Source organism: Streptomyces sp. SYP-A7185 (genome assembly GCF_046103685.1).
Classification (GTDB): Bacteria; Actinomycetota; Actinomycetes; order Streptomycetales; family Streptomycetaceae; genus Streptomyces.
In genome coordinates this window covers 9,468,842-9,493,456 of sequence record NZ_CP122310.1, presented here as the reverse complement: position 1 = coordinate 9,493,456, position 24,615 = coordinate 9,468,842, and the positions used below count along the sequence as shown (strand labels likewise).

Annotated in this window: 27 protein-coding genes; 15 read left to right on the top strand and 12 right to left on the bottom strand. The window is 69.5% G+C overall.

Annotated features, from left to right (window positions below; translation table 11 throughout):
- The 7 genes from QBL25_RS41995 to QBL25_RS41965 all read right to left on the bottom strand — a co-directional run bounded on the left by QBL25_RS41995 (nt 1) and on the right by QBL25_RS41965 (nt 6,011).
- Nucleotides 1–474, bottom strand: coding sequence for an STAS domain-containing protein (locus tag QBL25_RS41995; protein WP_409062245.1), 474 nt, complete (start codon nt 472–474; stop codon nt 1–3).
- Complete coding sequence (locus tag QBL25_RS41990; RefSeq protein WP_409062244.1) at nt 471–1,583, bottom strand: B12-binding domain-containing protein; 1,113 nt, start codon at nt 1,581–1,583, stop codon at nt 471–473. Before QBL25_RS41990 ends, QBL25_RS41995 begins: the two co-directional genes overlap by 4 nt.
- Entirely contained in the window at nt 1,580–2,989 is a 1,410-nt protein-coding gene (locus tag QBL25_RS41985) for a PP2C family protein-serine/threonine phosphatase (protein WP_409062243.1), read from the bottom strand. Before QBL25_RS41985 ends, QBL25_RS41990 begins: the two co-directional genes overlap by 4 nt.
- A 541-nt stretch (nt 2,990–3,530) precedes the next feature.
- Nucleotides 3,531–3,917, bottom strand: coding sequence for an SRPBCC family protein (locus tag QBL25_RS41980; RefSeq protein ID WP_409062242.1), 387 nt, complete (start codon nt 3,915–3,917; stop codon nt 3,531–3,533).
- Between the two features lie 156 nt (nt 3,918–4,073).
- Nucleotides 4,074–4,952, bottom strand: a complete 879-nt coding sequence (locus tag QBL25_RS41975) for an oxygenase MpaB family protein (protein WP_409062241.1) — start codon at nt 4,950–4,952, stop codon at nt 4,074–4,076.
- 151 nt (nt 4,953–5,103) lie between these two features.
- Nucleotides 5,104–5,559: an SRPBCC family protein gene (locus QBL25_RS41970; RefSeq protein ID WP_409062240.1), complete on the bottom strand. Its 456-nt coding sequence runs from the start codon at nt 5,557–5,559 to the stop codon at nt 5,104–5,106.
- A gap of 107 nt (nt 5,560–5,666) precedes the next feature.
- Entirely contained in the window at nt 5,667–6,011 is a 345-nt protein-coding gene (locus QBL25_RS41965; protein WP_409062239.1) for a DUF3140 domain-containing protein, read from the bottom strand.
- A 224-nt stretch (nt 6,012–6,235) separates the two neighbouring features.
- On the opposite strand from QBL25_RS41965, the gene QBL25_RS41960 reads away from it, so the two are divergent.
- Nucleotides 6,236–6,679: a hypothetical protein gene (locus QBL25_RS41960; protein WP_409062238.1), complete on the top strand. Its 444-nt coding sequence runs from the start codon at nt 6,236–6,238 to the stop codon at nt 6,677–6,679.
- 33 nt (nt 6,680–6,712) lie between these two features.
- Here the strand turns inward: QBL25_RS41960 and QBL25_RS41955 are convergent, their stop codons facing one another.
- A complete protein-coding gene (locus QBL25_RS41955; protein ID WP_409062237.1) occupies nt 6,713–7,189 on the bottom strand; it encodes a hypothetical protein in 477 nt (158 codons plus the stop codon).
- 793 nt (nt 7,190–7,982) lie between these two features.
- On the opposite strand from QBL25_RS41955, the gene QBL25_RS41950 reads away from it, so the two are divergent.
- From QBL25_RS41950 to QBL25_RS41925, 6 genes are all read left to right on the top strand, one after another.
- Nucleotides 7,983–8,891, top strand: a complete 909-nt coding sequence (locus tag QBL25_RS41950) for a GNAT family N-acetyltransferase (RefSeq protein ID WP_409062236.1) — start codon at nt 7,983–7,985, stop codon at nt 8,889–8,891.
- Nucleotides 8,892–9,184: 293 nt separating this feature from the next.
- The gene (locus QBL25_RS41945; protein ID WP_409062235.1) at nt 9,185–9,559 is read left to right on the top strand and encodes a DUF3662 domain-containing protein; all 375 of its coding nucleotides are present in this window, start codon (nt 9,185–9,187) and stop codon (nt 9,557–9,559) included.
- A gap of 145 nt (nt 9,560–9,704) precedes the next feature.
- Nucleotides 9,705–10,214, top strand: a complete 510-nt coding sequence (locus QBL25_RS41940; protein WP_409062234.1) for a nucleoside deaminase — start codon at nt 9,705–9,707, stop codon at nt 10,212–10,214.
- 91 nt (nt 10,215–10,305) lie between these two features.
- Entirely contained in the window at nt 10,306–11,133 is an 828-nt protein-coding gene (locus QBL25_RS41935; protein ID WP_409062233.1) for a PTS sugar transporter subunit IIA, read from the top strand.
- 58 nt (nt 11,134–11,191) lie between these two features.
- Nucleotides 11,192–12,766: a PTS ascorbate transporter subunit IIC gene (locus QBL25_RS41930; protein ID WP_409062232.1), complete on the top strand. Its 1,575-nt coding sequence runs from the start codon at nt 11,192–11,194 to the stop codon at nt 12,764–12,766.
- 243 nt (nt 12,767–13,009) lie between these two features.
- Nucleotides 13,010–14,125, top strand: a complete 1,116-nt coding sequence (locus tag QBL25_RS41925) for an AI-2E family transporter (protein ID WP_409062231.1) — start codon at nt 13,010–13,012, stop codon at nt 14,123–14,125.
- A 96-nt stretch (nt 14,126–14,221) separates the two neighbouring features.
- Here the strand turns inward: QBL25_RS41925 and QBL25_RS41920 are convergent, their stop codons facing one another.
- On the bottom strand, nt 14,222–14,800 hold the full coding sequence (locus tag QBL25_RS41920) for a TetR/AcrR family transcriptional regulator (RefSeq protein ID WP_409062230.1): 579 nt from the start codon (nt 14,798–14,800) through the stop codon (nt 14,222–14,224).
- A 76-nt stretch (nt 14,801–14,876) separates the two neighbouring features.
- Between QBL25_RS41920 and QBL25_RS41915 the strand changes: the two genes are divergently transcribed.
- The 5 genes from QBL25_RS41915 (at nt 14,877) to QBL25_RS41895 (ending at nt 18,570) form a co-directional block, all read left to right on the top strand.
- Nucleotides 14,877–15,827 carry an NADP-dependent oxidoreductase gene (locus QBL25_RS41915; protein ID WP_409062229.1) on the top strand — a complete coding sequence of 317 codons (951 nt, stop codon included), beginning with the start codon at nt 14,877–14,879 and terminating at the stop codon, nt 15,825–15,827.
- A 191-nt stretch (nt 15,828–16,018) separates the two neighbouring features.
- Complete coding sequence (locus tag QBL25_RS41910) at nt 16,019–16,837, top strand: MerR family transcriptional regulator (protein ID WP_409062228.1); 819 nt, start codon at nt 16,019–16,021, stop codon at nt 16,835–16,837.
- Nucleotides 16,838–16,896: 59 nt separating this feature from the next.
- The gene (locus tag QBL25_RS41905; RefSeq protein WP_409062227.1) at nt 16,897–17,676 is read left to right on the top strand and encodes a MerR family transcriptional regulator; all 780 of its coding nucleotides are present in this window, start codon (nt 16,897–16,899) and stop codon (nt 17,674–17,676) included.
- Nucleotides 17,673–18,056, top strand: a complete 384-nt coding sequence (locus tag QBL25_RS41900; protein WP_409062226.1) for a Dabb family protein — start codon at nt 17,673–17,675, stop codon at nt 18,054–18,056. The genes QBL25_RS41905 and QBL25_RS41900 overlap by 4 nt, the downstream gene beginning before the upstream one ends.
- Before the next feature lie 67 nt (nt 18,057–18,123).
- Entirely contained in the window at nt 18,124–18,570 is a 447-nt protein-coding gene (locus tag QBL25_RS41895) for a VOC family protein (RefSeq protein ID WP_409062225.1), read from the top strand.
- A 62-nt stretch (nt 18,571–18,632) separates the two neighbouring features.
- Here QBL25_RS41895 and QBL25_RS41890 read toward each other — a convergent pair whose 3' ends face one another.
- Nucleotides 18,633–19,202 carry a TetR/AcrR family transcriptional regulator gene (locus QBL25_RS41890; RefSeq protein WP_409062224.1) on the bottom strand — a complete coding sequence of 190 codons (570 nt, stop codon included), beginning with the start codon at nt 19,200–19,202 and terminating at the stop codon, nt 18,633–18,635.
- Nucleotides 19,203–19,285: 83 nt separating this feature from the next.
- On the opposite strand from QBL25_RS41890, the gene QBL25_RS41885 reads away from it, so the two are divergent.
- Nucleotides 19,286–20,167 (top strand): SDR family oxidoreductase, encoded by an 882-nt coding sequence (locus tag QBL25_RS41885; protein WP_409062223.1) that lies wholly within the window; start codon nt 19,286–19,288, stop codon nt 20,165–20,167.
- Nucleotides 20,168–20,307: 140 nt separating this feature from the next.
- Nucleotides 20,308–21,882, top strand: coding sequence for an alpha/beta fold hydrolase (locus tag QBL25_RS41880; RefSeq protein WP_409062222.1), 1,575 nt, complete (start codon nt 20,308–20,310; stop codon nt 21,880–21,882).
- A gap of 169 nt (nt 21,883–22,051) precedes the next feature.
- On the opposite strand, the gene QBL25_RS41875 is transcribed toward QBL25_RS41880, so the two are convergent.
- Complete coding sequence (locus QBL25_RS41875) at nt 22,052–22,717, bottom strand: isochorismatase family protein (RefSeq protein WP_409062221.1); 666 nt, start codon at nt 22,715–22,717, stop codon at nt 22,052–22,054.
- 163 nt (nt 22,718–22,880) lie between these two features.
- A complete protein-coding gene (locus QBL25_RS41870) occupies nt 22,881–23,726 on the bottom strand; it encodes an alpha/beta fold hydrolase (protein WP_409062220.1) in 846 nt (281 codons plus the stop codon).
- A gap of 217 nt (nt 23,727–23,943) precedes the next feature.
- Here QBL25_RS41870 and QBL25_RS41865 point away from each other — a divergent pair, with 217 nt between their 5' ends.
- Nucleotides 23,944–24,567 carry a TetR family transcriptional regulator gene (locus tag QBL25_RS41865; protein ID WP_409062219.1) on the top strand — a complete coding sequence of 208 codons (624 nt, stop codon included), beginning with the start codon at nt 23,944–23,946 and terminating at the stop codon, nt 24,565–24,567.
- Nucleotides 24,568–24,615: the final 48 nt, after the last annotated feature.

Here is a 24,615-nt window from a genome sequence, read left to right as displayed (position 1 = left end):
TCAGGCGGGGCCGTCGGGACCGGCCGCGGTCTGCTCCGAGTGGTCGGCCCGTATGCCGTCGTCGAGTGTATGACGATAAGCCATCGAATCCGACCGGGTCCGCCGGTCCCCTTCGCCGCGGCGCTCGGGCACGAGGTGGTCCAGGGTGCCGGTGATCGTCAGCATGCGGTCCAGGGCCGCAGGGCGTTCGTGCAGGTGCAGCGCGACTCCCGCCGCGGTGGTGCGGCGGTGGAGCATCAGCAGGACGGACAGTCCCATGGAGTCGATGCCGGCCAGGTCGGCGCAGGTCACCCGCAGCGTGCGCAGGGCGGCGGGGGCGGCAGCCAGCTGTGCGGTGGCTTCGTCCAGGAAGCGCTCGGCGGTGTCGTAGTCCAAGTACCCGTGCAGTTCCAGGTGCAGGATGCCGGTGTCGGAGCCCGGTGTGGAGATCGTGACGGCGAGCCCGGCGGTCCGGGGCGTGGAGGGTGTGGTCATCGGGTGGTCCTGGAGATGGCGGTGTCGGTGTGGCCCGCCCCCGTGAGGTGGTCGGCGGCTTGGCGGAGCATGTCGGCGGCGCGGTCGAAGTCCTTGAGTTCGGTGCCCAGGATGTGCAGGGCCGGGATGAGGGAGTGGGCGGGGACGCCGCGCGCGGTGAGGATGTCGGCGGTCCAGGTCAGAAAGCCCGTGAACAGGTCGACGTCGTCGGTGTAGAGGGCGGTTCCCAGGAAGTCGACGATGTGCGCGATGTCCTCGGCGGTGCGCGCCCGCTGGGCAGCCGTGTAGGCGGCCATGGCGGGGAAGCGGTCCGCCAACGTCCCCATGACGGTGCGGACCAGGGCGGTGCGCGAGCGGGCGACCATGGTGTATTCCTGGTCGGCCAGGTGGGGCAGGTCGTCGATGGGCTGATGGGCCGGTGCGGGCCGCAGCAGGGGCGCGCGCTCCAGCCGGTCGGCCGCCGCGGTGGCGTCGGGGGCCCAGGCGTCCGCGCCCAGCAGCCGCGCGTACTGGCCCTGGGCGCCGAAGGCGGCTCCGCCGACCAGGACCGGGGTGCTGGTGGCCTGGACCGCGGTGATCGCGGCGTGGGCCAGGGGCAGCCGGGTGGGGATCGAGCTGGAGAGCGCCACCAGGTCGGGGCCGGTCTGGTGGATGTGGGAGATCAGATGATCGGTGGGGACCTGCGCGCCGAGATAGTCGACCTGCCAGCCGCGCAGCCTCAGGACTTCGGCGACCAGGCGGGCGGGCAGGGAGTGCCACTCCGCGTCCACGCATGCCACCAGGACCTTGCCGCGGGTGCCCGCGGTGTGGTCGGCGTAGTGCCGGGAGAGCGCTGCCAGGGCGCGGTCGTTGATGGCGGTGGCGGCGTGCTCCTGGGCGACGGTGATGCGATTGGCGGCCCACTCCTCACCGACCCGGCGCTGGACGGGAGCGATCAGGTCCAACAGCACCCGCTCGGCCGGCGTGCCTTCCTGCAGCGCGGTGAACAGCAGAGCGGTGGCGGTGCGCTCGTCCCCGCGCGAGACCGCCTCCCACAGCCTGTCCACCGTGGCATCGCCCGCACCGTCGAGCGTCTCGTCACCGGGGGCGGGGCTCGCGAGGGTGCTCATGCGGTGAACCTCCCCCGGGTACGGCCGTCCACGGCGCTCAGGTGGTGGGTGAGAGGGGCGGCGATGACCATGATGGCCATGTCGTCGTGCGGCTGGCCGCCCAGCCACTGGGAGGCCAGCATCTGCACGTGCTCGACGACCACCTCGGCCGGCATCGCCGCGCACTGGGCCAGCGCGTCCTTCAGGCGGTCCTCGCCGAACAGCTCATCACCCAGCGGGCCGCCCTTGGCCTCGGTGATGCCGTCGGTGAACAGCGCGCAGAACTCGCCGGGCGCCAGTCTGGCCTCGATCGTCGTGGAGGTGACCGTGGGCAGGACGCCGATCAGCGTGCCGCGCGAGCCCACCTCTTCGACGGTGCCGTCCTGGCGCACGATCAGCCCCGGCGGGTGGCCCGCACTGGTCACCCGCAGGAACACCGAGGCGGCCTCACGCACGGCGGAGGCCAGCACCATCGTCGCGAAGCGGGTGTGGTGGGAGCTGAGCAGGGCCCCGTTGAGGAGGTCGAGGACCCGCTGGTGGTCGCCGGCCATCGGCAGCAGCGCGTGCAGCGTGTTGCGGATCTTGCCCGTCAGGACGGCCGCTTCCAGCCCCTTGCCGCACACGTCTCCCAGGACGGCGAAGGAGGCCTCACCCGTCGCCGCGGCCGGGTGGACGTCGTAGAAGTCCCCGCCGATCCGCTCGCTGTCCTTCGAGGGGCGATATCCGCCGGCGAACTCCACGCCGGAGATCTGGTGCAAGGCCGGCGGCAGCAGCTCGCGCATCAGCGTCCCCGTCAGCGAGGACTGCTCCGCGTACAGGCGGGCCGCGGACAGGGCCGCACCGGCGCGGGCGGCGAACAGGCGGGCGAAGACCTCCTCGCCCTCGGTGAAGGCGCTCTCCCCGCTGCGGCGCAGCAGCACCAGCGCTCCGGCCGGAACTCCGTGGCCCGGCAGAGGGGTGATCACTATCGACCCCACCTCGCCGATTCCCTCGGGGATCAGCCAGGCCGGCGCGCTCGCGGGGTCGATCCAGCGCGAGGGCACCGGGGGAAAGCCCTGCAGGGCCTCGCCGAGGCCGGGCACGTCGGCCGGGTCGGCGTCGTGCTCGAAGTGCTGGGGGCTCTCGCCGTGCAGACAGGCGACGACCGGCAGCAGACGGCCGCGCAGCGGCGCGACGACCACCGCCGCGTCGGCCAGGTGCTCGGCGGCCAGGCGTGCGGTGACGTCCATGCACCGGTCCATGTTCAGCGAGGAGAGAAGCGCGTTGGACGCCTCGGTGAGGAACGCCGTGCGCTCGCGTTCCGTGCGCAGGGCTTCGCGGGCCAATCGGTGGTCGGTGTCGTCCACCAGCCACCACACCACGGACCCGTCGTCCTGCACCGTGGGGTGGGCCTCGAAGCTCCGCTCCCCCACCGTGCCCGATACCATTTCACCCGCAGGGTTCTTCGTTTGCCGGTGGGCGTGGGCCTGGGACAGCCAGGCCGGAACACAGGCGTCCAGGGGTAGGCCGGGGCCGATGCCGGGGAAAAGCCCGACGGCGTGCGGGTTCGCATGGCGTATCGTCCCGGCCGCATCAGCGATCAGGACCGGATAGGGCGACGACGTCCATGCCGCGGCCGCCTCGGCCACAGGGCTCTGGGCGGTTACCTGCTCAGTCGAAGTCACAAATTCGAAGGCCCGCTGCGCGAACCCCTCACCTCATCCGGTCGGAATCATTTGCCGTCCGGCAAACATCCCTGATGTACCCCTCCCCTGGCAACCCACGCATCCGAGCGCCCGCTGCGCCACGGATCACCGCACCTCGGCGACCCCGCGAAAATCGAGGAGATCATCGCGGGACCCGCCGCCGGCCAGCGGCCCTCCGAAGAGCCGAAGCAGCAGGTCACAGGCGCACCTCAAGACTCTGCACGGGGATGGCGACGGGCCGTCGGCCGGTCCTGCCGCCGCGACGCCGCGGCCTGGGGCTGCTTCACGCGCCGCGAACCAGGCGGTGCAATGCGTGGCGGGCCACAGGCGCGTAGGGCAACACGACCACGGCCGGGCCTTCGGCACACAGCAGGGTGATGGTGCCGTGCACGTCACGGGGCAGCACCGCGTGCCACATGCGCAGTTTCACCGGGCCCATCCGCACCCGCCACTGCCATGTACGGGCCTGGTGGTCGACCGCCTCGACCACGAAAGAGACGCCGGGGCCCGCGAGGGGGTGAATTCGGCCGCGCATTCCTGCGCGCAAGGTGGGCTCGGTGTCCACCGCTCGGATCTGGGGAGCCCACTGCGGCCAGAGCGCCGTATTCACATAGCGTTCCCAGGCCGTCTCCGGACTTGCCGCGCCCGCGGCGCTCACCGTGCATCGCATCTGCCCATCGTCCCCTCGACGCCCTGCATGCGCTGGTTGCGCCGTGCACGTCCGGACTCCTTTCAGCGCATGGACCCGATGCAGCGCACACACCCGGTCGACACGCACCCGCTGCGGCGCACGCACCCCATCGAATCGACCACGGAACGCAGCAGATCAGTGCATGGCCCATCTGATCAGGTTGGTCGCCGCTTTTCCCGCAGGTTGCACCGCCCACCGTTCGGCACGCTCACTGCGGACAAAGCCCAGTTCGGAGGATGCCCAGGCGGGAAGCAGGGCTACGGCATTGGCCGTCAGCGCGCTGTAAAAGGGCATCGCGAGGGCGGGCAGGGGCGGGTGGAACAGGAGGTAGCGGGTGGTTTCCAACGCCGCTGGAGTGCTGTGCAATTCGCTGCGGTACTCCGCGAGACGGGCCGTCAGTTCATGCACTGATCCAGGGGGCGCAGGCACCCCGAGGGACCGGGCGATACGGGCGGTCTGTGCGACATAGGTGTCGCATTCTTCACCGGTCAGGCGGTGCGCTCCGAATTGCTGGTGCGCCCGCAGGAAACTGTCGACCTCGGCCACGTGCACCCACTCCAGCAAATGCGGGTCCGATGCCTGATAGGCAATGCCCTCCTCCGTGACCCCCTGAATGCGCGCATGGACGGCCTTGACGCGTTCGCAGGCGGCCTCGGCGCTCGCGGCAGTGCCATAGGTGGTGGTGGCGAGGAAGGTGCTGGTCCGCTGGAGCCGCCCCCAAGGATCGCCCCGGAAGCCGGAATGTGCCGCGACGGCGGCCATGGCCAGCGGGTGGAGAGACTGCATGAGAAGCGCGCACAGCCCGCCGATGAACATCGAGCTGTCGCCGTGGACCCGGCGGACGGGACTGTCGGGCGGGAACCACCGAGGCCCCGGAGTGGAGTGGATCTTCTCCCGGTTGCTCGGGCCCTGCGGTCCGGCGACCCGCGCGAACAGCAGGGCTCCCGCCCGCTCGCGCAACGGTTCGAGAGCCGACCCGAGGGCGGTCCGCACGGCTCCTGTCGCATCCGACATCACACCGGTACTTCTGCCTCGGTCCGGAACCCGGATGCACGACCGGTGGGGCTCTGCGCGCATCGTGCTGCGCGGACCGTCTTGGCATGGACGGCCTTCGCACTCGTGCGCCACGTAACGCGCCCCGCGCCCGGCCGCACCAGAGCCACGGCTACGTCGGTCGCGAGGACGGGCCCAACCCCCGGTCGAGCGCCGCCGGCAGCCGCTCGGCCACCTGGTCGCCCAGCCGTTCGAACTCGCGCTTCAGCAGCGGCGCCGCCAGCCGGGCGATGCCATGGAACTGAAGGTGCGCGCGGTAGGTCAGCCGTGTTCCTCCCTGGTGGCGCTCGAAATGCATGTCGTCGGTGGAGGTGGCGGTCTTGTTGCGTCCTACGAAGGTCAGCTGGTCGGGGCTCCTGAGCGCCAGCGTGTAGCGCAGCTCGGTGCGGCGACCGCGGAACTCGGAGACGTTGTGCCATTCCGTTCCCGTCGCCACCGGACCGGGACTGAGTTTTTCGCAGGTGATGGTTCCCGGGTCCCAGCTTTCGGCATGGGAGAAGTCCGACAGATAGACCAGGACCTCCTCGACGGGGTGGTCTATGTCCAGGACACGTTTGACTTCGATCACGCTGACATCCTCTGCGGCGGGTGGTTCCAGCTCGGCTCTTGGTGTCCTTTCCGGGCGGGATGCCGCCGTGGATGCACCTGGTCGCCGGGCGTCCCGGCCCTCGGGGATCAGAGCGGGTCGTGCCCCCAGTTCATGAGCGAGTAGCGCCACGGCGTTTCCGTGACGTCGCCTTTGGGGCGTTGTTTCACATGCCGGTGGACGTAACCGGTGACCTTGCGCATGTGGGCCACGTCGTCGTCGCCGAGGTCAGCCTTCTTGGTTCGCAACAGGGTGACGATGCGCCGCCCCGAGGCATGCCCCACGCTCTCGCCGCCGTTCTTGCTCTGCCCCACGCCCTTCGATTCGTCCGTCGTCAGCCACTTCTCCAACTGCCCCGCGGTCATGTTGACCGCTTTTTTGAACTCGCTGATGGTGTCATCTCGCCCGTCATTGCCATCGCTGCCATGCGTCATGACTCGTGCCCTTCTTGCCCGGCACACCGGGCTCGTGCGCCGCGGACCGGCCGGAGTGGTCGCCGTGCGGTGGGGGGCCGGGAATGCATGGAGCCAGTTTCGAACGGCGCACGACCGGTCGCATCTTGTGCGGCGGCGCAAGAGGTCTACGCGCAACGCGCCACCACTCCCCCGGTAGAGCGATGTCGCGTGACGCGACTGCGGGACTGGGAACACAAGGTGGCATGAGCACAGATCCCCAGCAGCCCGATGCCCGGCACGTGCGTCCCGAAGGAGTGTCCGATACGACCGTGGAGGCATTGGGAGCACTGTCGGAGGCCCTGGAAACGACGGAGCGCGCCCGCGGCGCACTGCACGAGTTTCACCAGCTGACCGGCGGCGCGGACCTCGTGCTGGACAAGGCAGTACGCCTGCTGCGCGAGGCCGGCCACCAAGAGCAGGCGGATCGCGTCGAGCAGGAGATCCTTGGCCGCAATGTCATCCCCGGCCGCTGGACCTTTCAGATCGTCGAGGACTACGACGACACGTACTACGGACCCTTCGTCCACTGCGAGCAGGATTTGCGCCGACAGCTCGTCGAGGGGAAACGGCATCTGTACGAGGCGGAGATGAAGGAAGCCCGCCGCACGAAACACCATCCCGACCACACGGCCCGGCCTCGAGAATGACGCGGGCAGCAGCGCCGCCCGCTCCTCGCGACCTCAATCCTGTGGAACGAAGCCCGGCGTTCTTTGCGCCTGGTGGCGGGCCCCGACCTCAAGGGCAGCCTTCACCACCTCGCGGTCGGCGAGGCGATCGGCCCGCACCACCACATCCACTCCAGCCGGAGTCACCAGAGAGCGACTGAAGACGATCACGGCCCAGGCGTCGTCCGCCCCCAGCTCGCGCACCTCCCACTCGCTCGACAACACCGCGAGGAGGCCACGGCCACGCCACCGGTAGACGCTGCCGGGCCGGTCGGTGAGCCGGGTGTCGATGCCGAGGATGCGGCGACGACGCCCCCGGCTGCGGTAGGCGACCTCATCCCGCATCCGCGGCGCACCCGAAGTCCCCTGCGGCAGAGGGGTGTAGGTGAACGTGGCGTCCGTGCGGCCACCGCGCAGCCACATGGGGAAGGAGGAACAGGCAATGTGCCAGGTGCCGGCCAGACGGTCGGGCGGTACGTCGAGTTCCTGCATGCGGGCGACTCTACGGCGTTCCCTTGCCGCCACCGCAGAGGCGACCAGGATGCAGGCCGCGGGTGCGCCCCGCAGGGGATGGACTCCCATGGCGGCGATCTGCTCGTGGGGGCCGGCCCGCGCGATGAATCCGCACGCGTAGCCCTCCCTGACGCCCCAGCCGTCACATGCCTACCGGCGAAGACGACTTCGCGTACATGGGCGTCTTGCGGGCACACGGACAAAGACCAGCAAGGTCCGTTGAACAGGGAGTTGAGCCCGTGAACTGCCCCTCGTGCGGAGGATCAGCCCAGCAGGGACCAGACGGCTCGTGGGGATGCGGGCAATGTGGCCCTATCGCCCGTCCGGCGACAGGAGGGTGGGTAGGGTCGAAACCATGACATCTGAGCAGCCTCACCTGCCAGCCGGAGGTTCGCAGCCCCCGGGGATCACCACGACGGACTGTCGTGGCTGCGGCACCCAGGTATCAGGCATCAGTGGGCGCTACGCCTGCGGGGTCTGCGGCTGGACGAACCCGTGGGACGAGGGGCACCAGGACCTTCCGCCCGTGGACGAAGGCCCCTGAACAGCCCGCCCACGCAACCCGTACGCCGATCGTCCGCCCCGCTAATTCCGTGGACGGACCCGTCGGTGTTCAGGTAGCGTCTGGCTTCGAACCACTCCGCGTCAGACGAACGGAAGGAGGCGAGTGCCGTGCAGTTCCCGACCATCCAGCGCTCCCTCCCCGCTACCTCGGTGTAGCACGTCTGATCCGACCGGGAGCGCTTCTGCCGTACGCATCCCGGAGGAATCCATGACCGATACGGTCATTCGCGCGCTCGACGAGAGCGACGCCCATCTGTTCGACGCACATCCCGATCCACTGAACGCCCGTGCCGCGCACCAGCGGACCACGCACCGCCCCCACTGGAAGCGGGTGGCTCTGCGCGACGGCGTCGTCGTCGCCCGCGGCGCCTGGTGGGGCGGCCCCGACGACCAGGAACCCATCAACCTCAACTGGTTCGACGTCGCCGAGGGCGAGGTCGAGGCGGGGGCCGAACTTTTGCGCTCCGCTCCGTGGCGGGTGGAACTCGAAATCAACTTGCCCGGCGACTGGCGCGAGCACCCCACCCTGGCCGCGGCCGCCGAGACGCGCTTCGCCGCCGCCCGGGCCGCCGGCTACGAACTCCTGGTGGAGCGCTTCCTGTATCGCTGGACCCCGGAGCGCGGGCTGCCCGAGCGTCCCGGACGTCTCGTCTTCGACTCCGAGCCCGACGACGCGATCTTCTTCGACGCGGTGCGCCGCATCCACTCGGCCACGCTGGACGCCCACGCGCTGAAGGCCATCGAGGAGGGCGGCCTGGACCAGGCCGCGCGGGAAGAACTGGAATTCTTCCACTGGTGCCCGTCCCCGCGGGAGTGGTGGCAGCTCGCCCGCACTCCGGAGGGCGAACTGGCCGGCATCCACATTCCGGCGCACAACCCCTCCGGGCCGACCGTGGGGTTCATCGGTGTCCTGCCGGAGCATCGCGGCCGTGGTTACGCCTACGACCTCCTCGCCGAGTGCACCCACTTTCTGGTGGAACAGGGCGCGGAGGTGGTCACCGGCGCCACGGACCGGGGCAACTTCCCCATGGCCGCGAACTTCACCAAGGCCGGCTTCCCCGTGGTGCGCGAGCGCATCAACTTCCATCCCGTTGTCCCGACCGCCGCTGCCCGCTGACCTCGCCGGCTGGCCCCGACCGTGGCGGTCGTGGGCCAGCCCCGGTGAGCTCGCACGGCAGTCGTAGTCCTGTCGCGGTGGAGCGGTCGAGCGTGAGAGCGGTTCTGGTCGAACTGCTTGCCCCGGCAGGCGATCTCGCCCGGTAGGGCGAGTGACGGCAGGACCTTCGGTGCGGCACGAGCAAGGGCTGTGAAGCCAATGCGTCCGCCCCGGGGGTCCTGTCACGCAGGTCGGTCATGAGCCCCGCACCCGCTCGCGTGCGTGCATCACGTCTCGTCGGGCACCCGGGAGAAATGGGATTCATCAGCAGCGTCGAGCACGCCCTCGAGAAGTGGACCGACCCGCTCTGGGACCGTGTCCTGCCCGGACAACGCGACCAGCCGGAAGTGCTGGCCGAACTCCGTCAGGCATGTGACGACAACACGATCATCGTCGATCGGGAGCGCGTCCTGGCACCCAACACCTACACACTCGAACTGCCGCCGGATTCTCATCGGCGACTGGCCACATACATGGCGCAGGTGCAACGCCAGCTCCGCGCTCAGGTCTGCCGACACGCGGCGGAACAGGGCTACACCTTTCCCGGCCCGGTCTCGGTACGCATTCGTGCCGCGCGGGACGGCAGTGTCGATCAGTTTCGTCTGTTCAGCGGGGTGGCTCCCAGCTGACGGGGCCCCCGACTGAACGAGACGGCGGATCGGATCTCCCTCTCCAGAGTCTGCTTGCGTGTCCGGTGAGCGTCGCCGGTGCCCCGCGTCGGAGACTGGAAGCAGATCCAAAGGCAGCTGAGACCATCCGCCCGGAGGGCACCTCATGGACTTCATCCAGCGCACCATCGACCTGGCCCGCACCAACGTCCAGGACGGCGGGCGCCCCTTCGCCACCGTCATCGTCCAGGACGGTGAGATCATCGCCGAGCGCGCCAACCAGGTCGCCCAGACCCACGACCCGACGGCCCACGCCGAAGTGCTGGCCATCCGGGACGCGTGCGTGAAGCTGGGCACCGAGCACCTGACCGGCACCACCATCTACGTCCTGGCGCAGCCGTGCCCCATGTGTCTGGGCGCGCTCTACTACTGCTCACCCGCCGAGGTCGTCTTCATCACGACCCGTGAAGCCTACGAGCCGCACTACGTGGACGACCGCAAGTACTTCGAGCTAAGCACGTTCTACGACGAGTTCGCCAAGCCCTGGCAAGAGCGCCGCCTGCCGATGCGCCACGAGCCGCGCGACGGTGCCGTGGACGTCTACCGCCTGTGGCAGGACCGCAACGGCGGCGACCGCCACGTCCCGGGCGCCCCGGGGGCCGACGCCGCCCGCTGAGCCACGCCCTCAGGGCAGGCTGCGACACGTCACCCCAGGAGCCCGACTGAATCTTCATCAGTTTCGCGCTTCGATGCGGTATCCCTGCCTCATGCCCCAGCTCACCGAACTGCTCCCCGTCGAGGCCATCCGCCTCGACGCCCCCGCTCCCGACTGGCAGGGCGCCATCCGCGCCGCCGGGGACCTGCTGGTCGCGAACGGCGTCAGTACGGACGCCTACACCCAGGAGATGCTCCGCACGGTGGAGGAGAACGGGCCGTACATCGTCGTCGCGCCCGGCTTCGCCTTCGCCCACGCGCGGCCGTCACCCGCCGTGCGTCACACCGGTATGTCCTGGGTGCGTCTCGTCGAGCCCGTGCCGTTCGGCCACGACACGAACGACCCCGTCCGGCTCGTGGTCGCCCTCGCCGCGACGGACGCCTCCGCGCACACCGAGGCGATGGGCGCCCTCGCCCGGCTGCTCGCCGACCCGGAGACGGTGGAGGCCCTCGACCAGGCCCCTACCCCGGAGTCGGTGCGGCAGATTCTCGTGGCGGCCAAGGAGCCTGCCGCCTCGGTCGAGCCGACCGGGCCGGCGGCCGCCCGGGCCGCGGGCGCATCCGGCTCCGGCTCCGGTTCGGGCGGATCCGGCGGCACGCACACGATCCTCACCGTCTGCGGCAACGGCGTCGGAACGAGCCTGTTCCTCAAGTCGACGCTCGACAAGGTCCTGGACCGGTGGAAGTGGTCCCGCTACGTCAACACCGAAGCCACCGACACCATCTCCGCCAAAGGCAAGGCCTCGCAGGCCGTCGCCATCCTCACCTCCCGTGAGATCGCCAAGGCCCTGGGCGACGTGGGCGTGCCGGTGCGCGTGATCGAGGACTTCACCAACACCAAGGAAGTCGACGCCGCGCTGCGCGATCTGTACGACGTCTGATCCTCCGGACTCCCCCACGCACCGTCCCCGCCGACCCCCAGGAAAGCCCGGAAATCCCATGAACGTCCTCGTCGACATCGCGAAATTCATCGTCAACGAAATCCTCGCCGTCCCCGCCTATCTCATCGGCATCATCACCGCCATCGGCCTCATCGCCCTGAAGAAGTCGACCGGCCAGGTCGTGGGCGGTGCCATCAAGGCGACCCTCGGCTTCCTGCTGATCGGCGCGGGCGCGACCCTCGTCACCGCCTCGCTCGAACCGCTCGGCAAGATGATCACCGGTTCGACCGGCTCGCACGGCGTCATCCCGACCAACGAGGCCATCGTCGGCATCGCCCAGAGCGAGTACGGCTCGCGGGTGGCGTGGCTGATGATCCTCGGGTTCCTCGTCAGCCTGCTCCTGGCGCGCTTCACCCCGCTGTCGTACGTCTTCCTGACCGGGCATCACATGTTGTTCATGGCGACGCTGCTGACGATGGTGCTCGCCACGGCGGGGGTCACCTCCTGGGTCGTGGTGGTGGCCGGCGGCGTCCTGCTCGGCATCATGCTGGTCGCGATGCCCGCGTTCGCCCATCCCTGGACCAAACGCGTCACCGGCAACAACAGCGTGGCCGTCGGGCACTTCGGCACGGCGGGCTACATCGTCTCCGGCGCGACCGGGCAGGCCATCGGCAAGAAGAGCCGCTCCACGGAGGAGATGAACCTCCCCGAGGGCCTGCGCTTCCTGCGCGACTCGATGGTGGCCACGGCCCTGTCCATGGTCATCATCTACATGATCATGGCCATCGTCTTCCTGGCGAAGGCCGGAAAGACAGAGGCGTTCCAGGCGTACGCGGCGGGGAAGGGCGATCCCGGCTCGACCGGGATCGGCAACTACCTGATGTCCTCACTCGGTCAGGGCCTTCAGTTCGGCATCGCCGTCGCCGTCATCCTCTTCGGCGTCCGCACCATCCTGGGCGAACTCGTCCCCGCCTTCCAGGGAATCGCCCAGAAGGTCGTGCCCGGCGCGATCCCCGCCCTGGACGCACCCATCGTCTTCCCGTACGCGCAAAACGCCGTCCTCGTGGGCTTCATCTGCTCCTTCACCGGCGGCCTGGTCACCTTGGGACTGCTGGCCGGCGTCCTCAACCCCGCGTTCGGCACGGCTCTGGTCCTGCCGGGCCTGGTCCCGCACTTCTTCACCGGTGGCGCGGCCGGCGTCTTCGGCAACGCCACGGGCGGCCGTCGCGGCGCCGCCGTCGGCGCGTTCCTCAACGGCGTCCTGATCACCCTCCTGCCCGCGTTCCTCCTTGGGGTGCTCGGCTCGTTCGGCTCGGCCAACACGACCTTCGGGGACGCCGACTTCGCCTGGTTCGGCCTGATCATCGGCAACGCGGCGAAGGCGGGCTCGGTGGCCGGCATCGTCCTCATGCTGCTCATCGGCGCCGCCATCCTCGTCGCCGCGATCGTCTGGCAGAAGAAGGTCGTGGACACCGGCTGGGACCCGGGAGCCGCGCGCGACAAGCACCTGCCCGCCCAGGCGCGGCCGACCCTCCAGGCCCAGGAGACCTCGGCCCCCACCACGACCCGGGAGTACGCGAAGATCGCCCCACCGGCAGGCGCACCCCAGCCGCCCCGGCCGGAGGACATGTAGGAGTCTCCCCCGGCCCTCCGCGGCAAGGCCCCCTCCGCCTCGACGACCCGGGACGAGAACCGGGTTGCCCGCCAACCAGGCCGGGCGGCCTTGCCGGTCGCCCGGCCGTGGCGCGAGGACGTGACGTTATCCGCGCCGGGCCCCGGGCAGAAGGTCGATCGGCCGGTCGAATCGCCCGGCCTTCAACAGATCTCGCACGGCCGCGGTGCGGAGGTGCGGGGAAACATCAATAAGGTGGCCCTCATGTCTGCCCCGCTGAGCTCCACGAAAACCGCCGCCGCGCTCCGCAGATCGGCTCGCGTCTCCGTCGAATTGCTGCTGGTCCTGGTGGCCGCCGCGGTCGCCCTGTGGTTCCTGGGCCGGATGTGGTCCGTGGTCTGGCCGCTCATCGTGGGCCTCTTGCTCACCACGCTGACCTGGCCCATGGCGCGCTTCCTGCGCAACCGCGGCTGGCGTCCCGCCCTGGCCGCCTCGGTGGTGACCGTCCTGTTCCTTGTGCTCGCCGCGGGCGTCGTGGCGCTGATCGCGGTGCCGGTGGCCTCGCAGTCCGGCGAGCTGTCCGAGGGCGTGGCCGAAGGCGTCGAGAAACTGCGGCAGTGGGCCGCGGGACCGCCCCTGAACATCGATGACGCCAAGATCTCCGACGGAGTCGACTCGGCGACCGCCCAGATCAAGGACAGCGTCGGCAGCATAGTGACCGCTCTCTTCACCGGCGTGAGCACCGTGGTGAACGGCGTGGTCACCGCGATCCTGGCGCTCTTCCTGATGTTCTTCTTCCTCAAGGACGGCCCGCGCTTCCTCCCGTGGCTGGCCCGGCAGCTGCCCGGCCGCCTCGCCGACGACATCCCGATCGTGGCCGCGCGCAGCTGGGACACCCTGAGCGCCTTCGTCCGCTCCCAGGCCTTCGTCGGCCTGCTCGACGCCGTCTTCATCGGCCTGGGCCTGTGGATCCTGGGAGTGCCCCTCGTACTCCCCCTGGCGGTGCTGACGTTCGTGTCCGCCTTCGTGCCGATCGTGGGTGCCGTGTTCGCCGGCTTGGTGGCCGTGCTCATCGCGCTGGTGTCCAACGGCCTGACCGACGCGCTGATCGTGCTGGCGATCATCGTCGTGGTGCAGCAACTGGAGGGCAACGTGTTCCAGCCCATCATCCAAAGCCGCGGCCTGGGCCTGCACGCGGCGGTGGTCCTGCTGGCCGTCACCCTGGGCGCGAACCTGGCCGGCGTCGTGGGCAGCCTCCTCGCGGTACCGGCGGCGGCGCTGGTCGCGGTGATCTGGAACTACCTGCGCGAGCAACTCAGCGACGCCTCGCAGGATCCGGAGGCCACCGACGCGCAACCAGGCGCGGCGGCTTCCTCGTAACCAGCCGGCCGGCAGTGGCGCGGAAGGACCCGCGCTCTTACGGCTGGGCCTGGGTCTGGCTGCGAGGTCTGCCTGCGAGGTCCGGTTGCGGCCGACTCAGCGGACCGTCGGAGCTGACGGCGCGACCACATCCCGCAGCTCGGCGGCGGCCTGGGCCATGAGCTGAGCGAGGGTGGTGTCCGGCTCGGCCAGCCAGCGGGGCATGGCGCGCCGGTGGATCGCCAGCACCACGTCGATGAGGAAGCGTGCTCTGCCGGGCTCGACGCCGCGGCGCTCCAGGGCCGGTGCCAGCGCGTCGGCGATGTCGGCGAGCTTGATCAGGTCGCGCTCGGCCAGTGCGGGGTTGGCGGCGATCACTCGTCCCCGGCGCAGCAGGAACTCGCGTGGGCGGAAAATCTCCTCGGCGGTTCCCAGCGCGGTCAGCAGCGCCTCGATCGGGGTGAGGCCCGGGTCGGCCGCCTCGACCTGGGCGACGAGGTGGGCCTCGAGTTCGTTGCCGGCGAAGAGGACCTCCCGCTTGTCGGGGAAGTAGCGATAGAAGGAGCGCTCCTTCAGACCGGCGGCGCCGGCGATCTGGGCGACCGAGGTGCGCTCGAACCCCTGCGTCTCGAACAGCTCGAGCGCCGCGCGTTCGAGCCGGCCCTGTGCGTCGGATTCCCATCGCGGCAAGCCCACCAGTGTACGACAACAGGAGCTGTCATCACCTGCTACGTTCGATGACAACAGATGCTGTCATCGACAGGAGACCGTCATGAAGGCTCTGCAGTTCGACCGGTTCGGCTCCCCGGACGTGATCGTGCTCCGTGAGGTCGCACAGCCAGAGCCGGGACCCGGCCAGATCCGGATCGCCGTGCGGGCGTGCGGCCTGACACCGGCCGACTGGCACGTCGTCGACGGTCTCCTCGCCGACCATCTGCCGCCGCTGCCGCGCGGGCTCGGTCTTGAGGTCGCTGGCACCGTCGACGCGCTCGGCGAGGGCGTCACCGACGTCCGGATCGGCGACCGCGTGTTCGGCCCGGCAGCCTTTGACGGTCCGACGGCCGGCGCCGCCGAGTACGCGCTGATGCCGGCCTGGGCACCCATTCCCGAGGGCGTGAGCGCCGAGCAGGCCGCGGCGCTGCCGATGGCGGCCGAGACGGCGTGGCGCGCGCTCGACGCCCTCGGCGTTCAGCCCGGTGAGCTGCTCCTCGTGCACGGCGGGGGCACCACGGTGGGTGAGGCTGCGGTGCGCTTCGCGCTGCACCGGGGTATCCGAGTGATCGCCACCGCCGGGCCGACTCGGGCCGCAGCCCTGGAGGAGATCGGCGCCCAGGTGACCGCATACGGCGAGGGCATGGCCGAACGCGTCAGCGAACTGATCCCGGGCCCCGTGGACCGCGCCCTGGATGCCACGCCGACCGGGGGCCGGATCGACCGCGCCGACCAGCCCAGTCCGGCCGGCGGCTCGCTGCCCACCCTGATCGAGCTGACCGGGGACCCCGACCGCGTCCTCACCGTCTCGGACTTCGCCGCCGCAGCCGAACTGGGCGTCCGGATCACCACCGAGATCCGCTACGACCAGATGAATGAGTTCGCCAGGCTCGTCGGCGAAGGCATCCTGGTCGTACCGGTCGCCCGCACCTACACCCTCGACCAGATCCAGGAAGCGGCCGAGCTCAGCCAATCCCGCCGCCCTGGCGGCAAGCTCATACTCGTCCTGTGATCGCGGCCGGCGGTCTTCCAGCGTGAGTCTTGACCCCTGCGGCGCGGCCTGGGGCGATGCGATTTCTTCACGTGCTGTGCGCCGTTGGCCGTCACGTCACCACCGCGGGCGTCACAACCGACGACGGGACGAACCGGCGAACTGAGTCACGAAGTTGACCAGGTGCGCGGGGCAGGCTAAGCACTTGTGCCATGGATTCGCAAGGTGGGTGGAGTACGCGCGAGCTGGCCGAGTTGGTCGGCACGACGCTGAAGACGGTGCGGTATTACCACCGGATCGGACTGCTGCCGGAGCCGGACCGTGGGCTCAACGGATACAAGCACTACCGAGTCACCCATCTCGTCCGGCTGTTGCGGATCCGCCGCCTGGTGGATCTGGGCGTACCGCTGGCCGACATCCCCGCGCTCGACGCGTCGGAGGCGGACGCCGAGCGGATCCTCCGTGCTCTCGACGCCGAGCTGGCGGCGAGCATCGAGCGGAAGCAGCGGATGCGCGCGGATCTGGCCGGTTCGTTGCGGCATCTCGATCCGGCCGAGCTGCCGCCGGCCTTCCGGGAGGTCTCCGGTGATCTGTCGGAGTTTCAGCGGGCGATCGCGTTGCTGGGTTCCCGGATCCACGATCCGTGGGTGGCAGATCTTCTGCGAGGACTACTGGCCACGCCGCGTACGGATGCCGGCAAAGAGTTCGACGCTCTCACCGAGGAGGCGAGCGAGGAGGTCCGGCAGGACCTGGCCGAGCGCTACGCCCCGGAAGTGGCACGCGGGCAACGGAGCGAACCGCGCCCGACGGATCCGGCGGAACGCCGAGCGGCGGGGGGTGATCCCCGCAGCTGGTCGCTCTTCCTCCAGGGAGTTTCCGAGCTGTACAACCCGGGTCAGATCGATGTTCTGCGGCGGGTCAACGCCATCCTCCGCAAGAGGACCGACCCCACCGGCCGGTGGGCACCGTCGCAGGTCGCTCCAGCGGCCGCACGGTTCGCGACTCCAAAGGAGGATGCGGACTGCCCGTAAGTCGCTGTGGGCTGTGGCGACCTTGACTGTGCCGTAGGGGCATGGGGTGGAATTCCCCGGTGCAGAAGAATCTCGGGTGGAGCACCCGTGAGGTGGCCGAGCTCGCGGGCACGACGCTGAAGACTGTCCGGCATTACCACGATGTCGGGTTGTTGGAGGAGCCGGAACGCCTATCGAACGGCTACAAAAGGTATACGGTCAAACATTTGGTACGGCTGCTGTGGATTCGTTGGCTCGTGGATCTCGGGATGCCGCTGGCCCGCATTGCCGCGATGGACGAGTCGGACGAGGGCGTAGCGACGCTGTTCCGCACCATCGACGACCACCTCGCGGCAGGTATCGAGCGCCAGCGGGACATGCGTACGGAGCTTGCCGCGATTGTCCGGCATCGTGCTCTGATTGATCTGCCGTCAGGGTTCGGCGACGTCACCACGGATCTCTCCGAGGCCGGGCGGACCTTCCTGCTGATCTGCTCGCGGGTCCTCGAGCCCGTCGTCCTGGAGGCGCTTTGGGAAGTGCACAAGCTCCCGCGCTCCGAGGTGAGACGTGAGTTCGACGATCTCACTCCTGAAGCCGGTGACAGCTACCGGCAGAGCGTGGCCGAGCGTTTCGTCGTCGAGGTCGCGCAGGAGCAGCAGGACTATCCCCTGCTGCGTGATCTGGGCGAGCGGGCGGCGTCGGGCGAGGATCCGCATCTGACCGCGGTACTGAAGCGGGGGGCCATCGAACTGCACAACGCGGCGCAGTTGGACGTCCTGCGGCGGATGAACGCCATCGTCTACCCCAAAGGCAGGGTGGCGACGTCATCCCCTGCCAACCTTCACAGGGAGCGGCCATGATCTATCACCACAACCGGATCACCTTCAGGGCCGGGGTCACCGCAGAGCAGCGGGAGGAAGGGCTCGAGTATCTGCGCGCCCAGGGCCGGATTGACGCCGTGAAGTCCTTCGTGGTCGGCAAAGAGGTGGGTGGCGACTACGCGTGGGGGGCCGTCTTCGTCATCGAGAACCTCGACGACTACTGGGATTACCTGACCGACCCGGCACACGTCCGCACCATCGAGTTCGGTGCGCCCTTGCTCGAGAGCCTCGTCACGTACGACACCACCGATGACCCTGATCCGGAGATCGGCGAGAAGATTGCCCTTTTGCAGGAGCGGTTCGCGAAGCAGCCCGGATCGGAACCGCTCGCGAGGGAACTGCCGTCGTACAAGGCTTGACCGTGCCCCACGGATGCCCCTCTCGATGAGCGGCTGACGGTCGTCATCCCACAGACGAAGGATCACCATGTCGATCGCTCTTCCGGCCCTGCACCACGTCGGCATCGTCGTGGCCGATGTGGAGGCGGCGGCCCTCGACCACGAGCGCCGGTGGGGAGCCACCGCGGGCCCGATCGTCGATCTCAGTTTCTCTCAGGCTCTGTTGTCCGGAAAACCCACCGACGTGTCCGCCCGCTACCGCTTCATCGACACCGGTGCCTCGCAGATCGAACTCATCGAACCGACCTCCCGGCCTTCGCCCTACGACGATCTGCTGTCTGTCGGCGGCGGCGTGCACCACCTCGCTTACTTCGTCGACCGGGTCGACGTCTACCTGGACCACGTGCGCGGGCTCGGGGAGCAGGTCGAGGTGACGTTCGACGCCTCCGTGGCCGACGGGACTCGATTCGTCTACGTGAAGGGACTCGCGCATGAGCCTGCCATCGAGCTCATCGAGACGCGCGCCGCCGGGTGACGAACGGGAGTCGAATCACGCAGTGACGAGACGCACGCTGCTCGGGGGCAGGGGCGCCGGTCCTACAGGGCGGCAGCGGCCGCAAGCAGCTCGTCCAGGGCGGGGAGGGCGTAGTCGGCCAGATCGTCCTCGCGGTCGCCCTCGGACCAGGCGGCGAAGCCACGGGTGAAGGCGAGCGATCCCAGCTCGCCGGCGACTGCCGCGGTCGCGTCGGGCACGCCTCGGGCGACCAAGGCGGTCGCCATGGCGGCGGCCAGGCTGATCGCCTTGAGCGCGGCACGCTCCTGAAGTTCGACGCTGGCCGCCACGGCAGCCTTGAGCCGCGGGGCGATCTCACGGTTGACCGGGCCCATCGCGCCGGAGACCCGCCGTAGTCCCTCGGCGACTGCCTTTAGGGGGCTCGCGTCGGCCGGCGACTCGGCGATCCCTTCGGCCAGCAACCGGCTCAAGGTCTCCTGCCCGGCCACGAGCAGCTCGCGCTTGTCCGGGAAGTGCCGAAAGAACGTGCTTTTGGTGACCCCGGCGCGCTCGGCGATCTGCGCGACCGTCGTGTCGTCGTACCCCTGCTCGGTGAAGAGGTCGACGGCGGCCACAACAAGGCGTTCGCGTGCGCCGGGTTCCCATCGAGCCATGTGCACAGCATACGTGACGGGACTCTTGTCCCGTCACGGTGCTACGGTGATGGGACAAGAGTCCCATCACTCAGGAGCGTCCCATGCGCGTCTTCATCACCGGTGGCACCGGGCTGGTCGGGTCCGCCGTCGTGGCCGAACTGCTCGGCAACGGCCACACCGTCCTCGCCCTCGCCCGCTCCGACGCCTCCGCCGAAGCCGCCTCGTCGGCCGGGGCCGAGCCGGTCCGGGGCGGCCTGACCGATCTGGACGTGCTGCGGGAGTGCGCCGCCACCGCCGACGGCGTGATCCACCTGGCCTTCAGCAACGACTTCAGCAGCCCCGAAGCCCTCGCCAACGCGGTCGCCGAGGAGACCGCCGCACAGAAAGCCCTCGGCGAGGCACTGCTGGGCAGCGACCGCCCGTTCGTCACCGTCTCCGGCACACCCTGGGTGCCCGGCCGGGCCTCCACCGAAGCCGACCCGACATCGACCGATGGCCCGGTCGGCGGCCGCGGTCAGGCGGTCAACGGCGTGCTCGACTTGGCTTCCCGCGGCGTCCGCAGTTCGGCCGTCCGCCTCCCCCGCACCGTCCACAACAACGGCCACGGCGGATTCGCCGGCCTGCTCACCCAGATCGCCCGGCAGACCGGGGTGGCCGGCTACCCGGGCGACGGCAGCCAGCGCTGGCCGGCCGTGCACGCGCTCGACGCCGCGGTCCTCTTCCGCCTCGCTCTGGAGCAGGCGCCGGCGGGCACGGCCTGGCACGCCGTGGCCGACGAGGGCGACCAGGTGCGTGACATCGCCGAGGTCATCGGCCGGCGGCTGGACCTGCCGGTGCAACCGATGCCTGCCGAGACCTTCGGCCCGATCGGCCCGATCTTCGCGACCGACCAGCCCTCGACGAGCACCCACACCCGGCAGGCACTCGGCTGGAAACCGAAGCACCCCGGCCTCCTGGGCGACCTGGAAAACCTCCAGGCATAGGACTCAGCCTCGCCAGCCGCAGATGACCGGTAGATCCGGATGGCGCCACCGGTGATCAACAGCCCGGCAGCCCCGAACGGTTGACTGCGCCCCAAGGGCACGTGATCTTCTCCCCCCTCCTGGAGATGGGAGAAGAGACCATGAAGAAAGTACTCGCGGTGGCAGCCGCCGCGATCGTCGTCGCCGGTGCGGCCACCTACGCCCTGCCCCGCACCGCGGCGGCCGACGGACTGCTCACGTCGCTGACTCAGGACACGGCTGACCTGACGCAGGCGTCCGCGATTTCCTGGGGCAACTGCCCTGCACCGCCGGTCGGCGTGCAGGTCGATCCGAGACAGTCGTGCGGGAAGCTGAAGGTCCCGCTCGACTATCGGCGGCCCCACGGCAAGCAGGTCACCATCGGTGTATCGCGCATCCCTGCCACCCATCAGGCCACGAAGCGCGGCATTTTGATGGTCAACCCCGGTGGTCCGGGTTCCGAAGGTCTCAACTGGCCGAGCAGCGTCGCTCAGCAGACGAGCGGGCCGGTGCTGGCCTCCTACGACCTGATCGGATTCGATCCTCGCGGAGTGGGCCGCAGCGATCCCGTCACCTGCGGCCTCACCGCCGATGAACTCCTGCCGCCGACTCCCTATCCCGGCCCGGACGGTTCGATCGCCGGGAACGTCGCCGAGGCCCGCTCCGTCGCGCGACGCTGCGCCGCCGAGTCCGGCGACCTCCTGCCATACCTGACCACCGCGAACACCGCCCGCGACATGGACAGGATCCGGCAGTCTCTCGGCCAACGGAAAATCTCCTACCTCGGCAGTTCGTACGGCACCTACCTCGGCGCCGTTTACGCGACTCTGTTTCCCCGGCACGCTGATCGCTTCGTTCTCGACAGCGCCGTGGACCCGCGCCGCGTCTGGCACGACCAGTTCGCCACGCGGAGTCAGGGCGTCGCCGATCGATTCCCGGACTTCGCCAAGTACGCCGCAGAGCACCCCGGAGAGACCGGCTTCGGAAATACGCCCCAAGCCGTCAAGGCCGCGTACCTCAAGCTGGCCGCCTCTCTCGACGCCCGGCCGATCGCCGTTCCGGAGACGACGACCACGCTCAACGGCGACCTGCTCCGTTACCTCACGACCGCCCTGCTCGGCCAGTCCGACGAAGCTTTTCCGATGCTCGCGCAGACGTGGCGTGCCGGTGCCGGCCTGGCCGCTGGTGACGCGAGCGAGGAGGAGATCGCCTGGCTGCAACAGCTGCTTCCCAGTGCCGGCGCAAGCGCCGGCGTCTCGCCCGGCGTTCCGGCGGACAATACGATCGCCGCCGCGTACGCCGTGGCCTGCGACGACGTCAGTTGGCCACGCGACATCAAAACCTATGCCCGAGCCGTCGCCGCGGACCGCAAGGCACACCCCTTGACGGCCGGCGCCCCGGCAACCGTCTGGCCCTGCGCCTTCTGGCCGAGCACACCGATCGAGCCGGCCGTCAAGATCACCGATCGTGGCGAGCGCAACATCATGATTCTGCAGAACGAGCGCGACCCCAACACGCCCCTCGCCACCGGGAAAGGTATGCACAAGGCGCTCGGCAACCGCAGCGCGCTGGTCACCGTCAACGCCGGCGGCCACCTCGTCTACGGCCATCACGGCGCGGCAGCCTGCGCCACCGACGCCGCCAATCTCTTCCTGATCAGCGGGAAGCTGCCGGACAGGAACGTCCACTGCTCCTGAGCGAGTGTGCCAACAAGCCTTTCAGAACCGGCTGGAGGGCGCCTGAAAGACGGTCAGCGGGCAAGTTGCCTGGTGGTAGCGGGGGGTGGTGGTGCGCTTGCGGGCTGGGGTGTGATGCGGCCGGCTCAAGGGCGAGCGGCGGACCGAGCCCCTGAATCGCCCGCCGTCGTCACGAACGCTGCATCAGCGACTTGGTGGAGGCGTAGGCTTGCACGCCCTTCGCCATGGTGGGCTGGTGTTCGCGCATCACCTGTTGCAGGAGCGGGCCCCGTGCCGAGGAGTGGTCGTACTCGAGCTCTCCGGCCAGCGAGTACCACGTGGTCGGCACCGCGCCGGCCTGGACCATGCGCTGTACGGCGATGTCGTGGGTCTCCCTGGTAAGAGAGCCGGAGGCGTCGGCGATGACGTTCACCTCGTAGCCCAAGCGCAGTGCTCCAAGGACGCTCTGGAGCAAGCAGCCCTCGGTCGACACCCCCGCTATCGCCAGCCGGCGTCGGCCGGTGGCTTCCACGGCGGCCGCAAAGCGCGTGTCCGCGAAGGCGTTGGTCGCGCCGGGACGCTCGATCACGGGGAAGCCATCGCCGATGACTTCGAGGAGTTCGGGGTAGAGCGGGCCGGACGGTTTATCGCTCTGGCCGTTGGTGACCACGAGGCCCGTCTCGAAAAGCACTGCGGTCTTGGCCAGCCCGACGACACTGTTGATGTGTGCGCCGAGGTCATGGGAGCGCAGCAGATTCGCGAAGCCGACCGCGTGGTCGATCAACACGATGGTGGTGTTTTCGGGCGTCAGGGGCTCAGGAACCGGCATGTTGTGCCTCTTCTCGCTTGTCGTCATGGATTGGCGCTGGGCCGAGTCCGGACGAAAGGTCCGTGCGTGCGGCCTGGGGAGCTTGACCGGTCTGGTCGAGCGGTGTGTTGGGAAGTGACGGCGGTCCGGATCACGGGCCTGCCCGCGGCGGTGGCCGCTCGGGCCCGACCCGGGGCACAGGCGCAGCTCGCTAGCCGCGGTAGGCCTCGGTGTGGCTCAGGATCAGGCGGGTCAACGCGGCGGGGCGGTCGAGTTGGAGGAAGTGGCCGGCGCCCCGCAGTCTCTCGAAGCGCCAGGGGCCATCGACCCACTCGCCCGAGCGTGCGATCTGTTCGAGACTGCTGTAGATGTCTCCTTCCGGCCAGATCCCGAGCGTCGGCACCTCGACCCGGGGAACCGGGCCGATCTTCGCGTTCACGGGGTGGACGTTGGCCTGATAGAAGTTCAGCATCGCCCGTACCGCGCCGGGCCTTTTCAGATCGGCGATCCAGGCATCGGCCTCAGGGTGATGGCCCACCCACCACCGGAACGTCGACCACGGCCCGCCCTCGCCCTCCGCTTCGCTGCGCAACCACTCCTCGGCGTCGGAGAACAGCAGCCGCAGCATGTACCACGACAACTGCTTCTGCTCGTACGCCGCGTGCCTCCGCGCGCCGGGGTGACCGATGCTCAGGGCGACGTGGGACTTGACCCGTTCGGGACGGTGGGCGGCCATGGCCCACGTCGACGCGGCTCCGCGGTCGTGGCCCACGAGGTGGAAGGTCTCCGCGCCGAGTGCGTCGACGATCGCCCAGAGGCGTTGCTGGTCCTGCGCGATGGTGTAGCTCATCACGTCGGCCGGCATGTCCGAGTCGCCCTGTCCGAGGAGATCGGGTGCGATGACTCGATATCCGGCCTCCAGGAGTCCGGGCACCTGGCCTCGATAGACCGCTGACGAGTCGGGGATGCCGGGGACCAGGACGATGGTCTCCGGGCCGGTCCCCGCCGCAAAGACATTTAACCGGTGCCCGTCGACCGTGACCGTGTGGCGATCCATGCCGGCGAGGCGGTGAGCCGCCGGGGGGAGGTCCGGGGCGTTCGACATTCGTTCAATGGCCCGCTGCTCCACTGACGGCGGAGCAGCGCGTGCTGTCTGATCCATGACGAAGACTCCTTAATGACCAAGTGGTCACTAGGAGCGTACGCGAGGTTCGAGCTAATGACCAGTTGTATAGTTAGCGCATGGACTCATCCGAGAAACGGCGGGCCGCGCGGTGAAGTCGTCGGACGAACCCTCGACAACGCGACGACGGCGTGACCCCGAAGCGAGTCGGCGGGCGATCCTCGACGCCGCCCGCCGCGAGCTGTACGAGCGGGGCTACAGCCGCACGACGATCCGCGGCGTGGCCGCCCGTGCCGGCGTGACACACGGGCTCGTCATGCGTCACTTCGGCTCGAAGGAGGGGCTGCTCCGCGCGTCGGTCCAGGGGCCAGATGAGCTCGATGCCGTGCTGACCGGTGACGCGGAGGGGCTGCCGGAGCGCATCGCGACGGCGTTCGTCGAGCGGATGGAGGTGGCGAGGGGCTCCGACCCGATGGTCGCCCTGATCCGCAGCGCGGCGGCGGACAACCCTCTCGCGACCGACCTGTACGTGACGATGCAGGGGCAAAGTGCGCGCGCCTACCGTGCGGTGCTGACCGGTCCGGACGTCGACGAGCGGGTCGACCTCCTGGGCTCAGTGCTGCTGGGAGTCACCTTCAGTCGTTATGTGGTCCGCGCCGGAGCTCTCGCCGCGATGGAGCCCGAAGAACTGTCGCGCCACCTGGCGGAGTTGCTGCGACCGATCGTCCACCCGCCCGACCGGAGCTCGACGGAAGCGACCGAGACGGGCGCGTGACCGTCACCCGGCATACCGGATAGACCGGATGGATCACCCGGAGCGCCT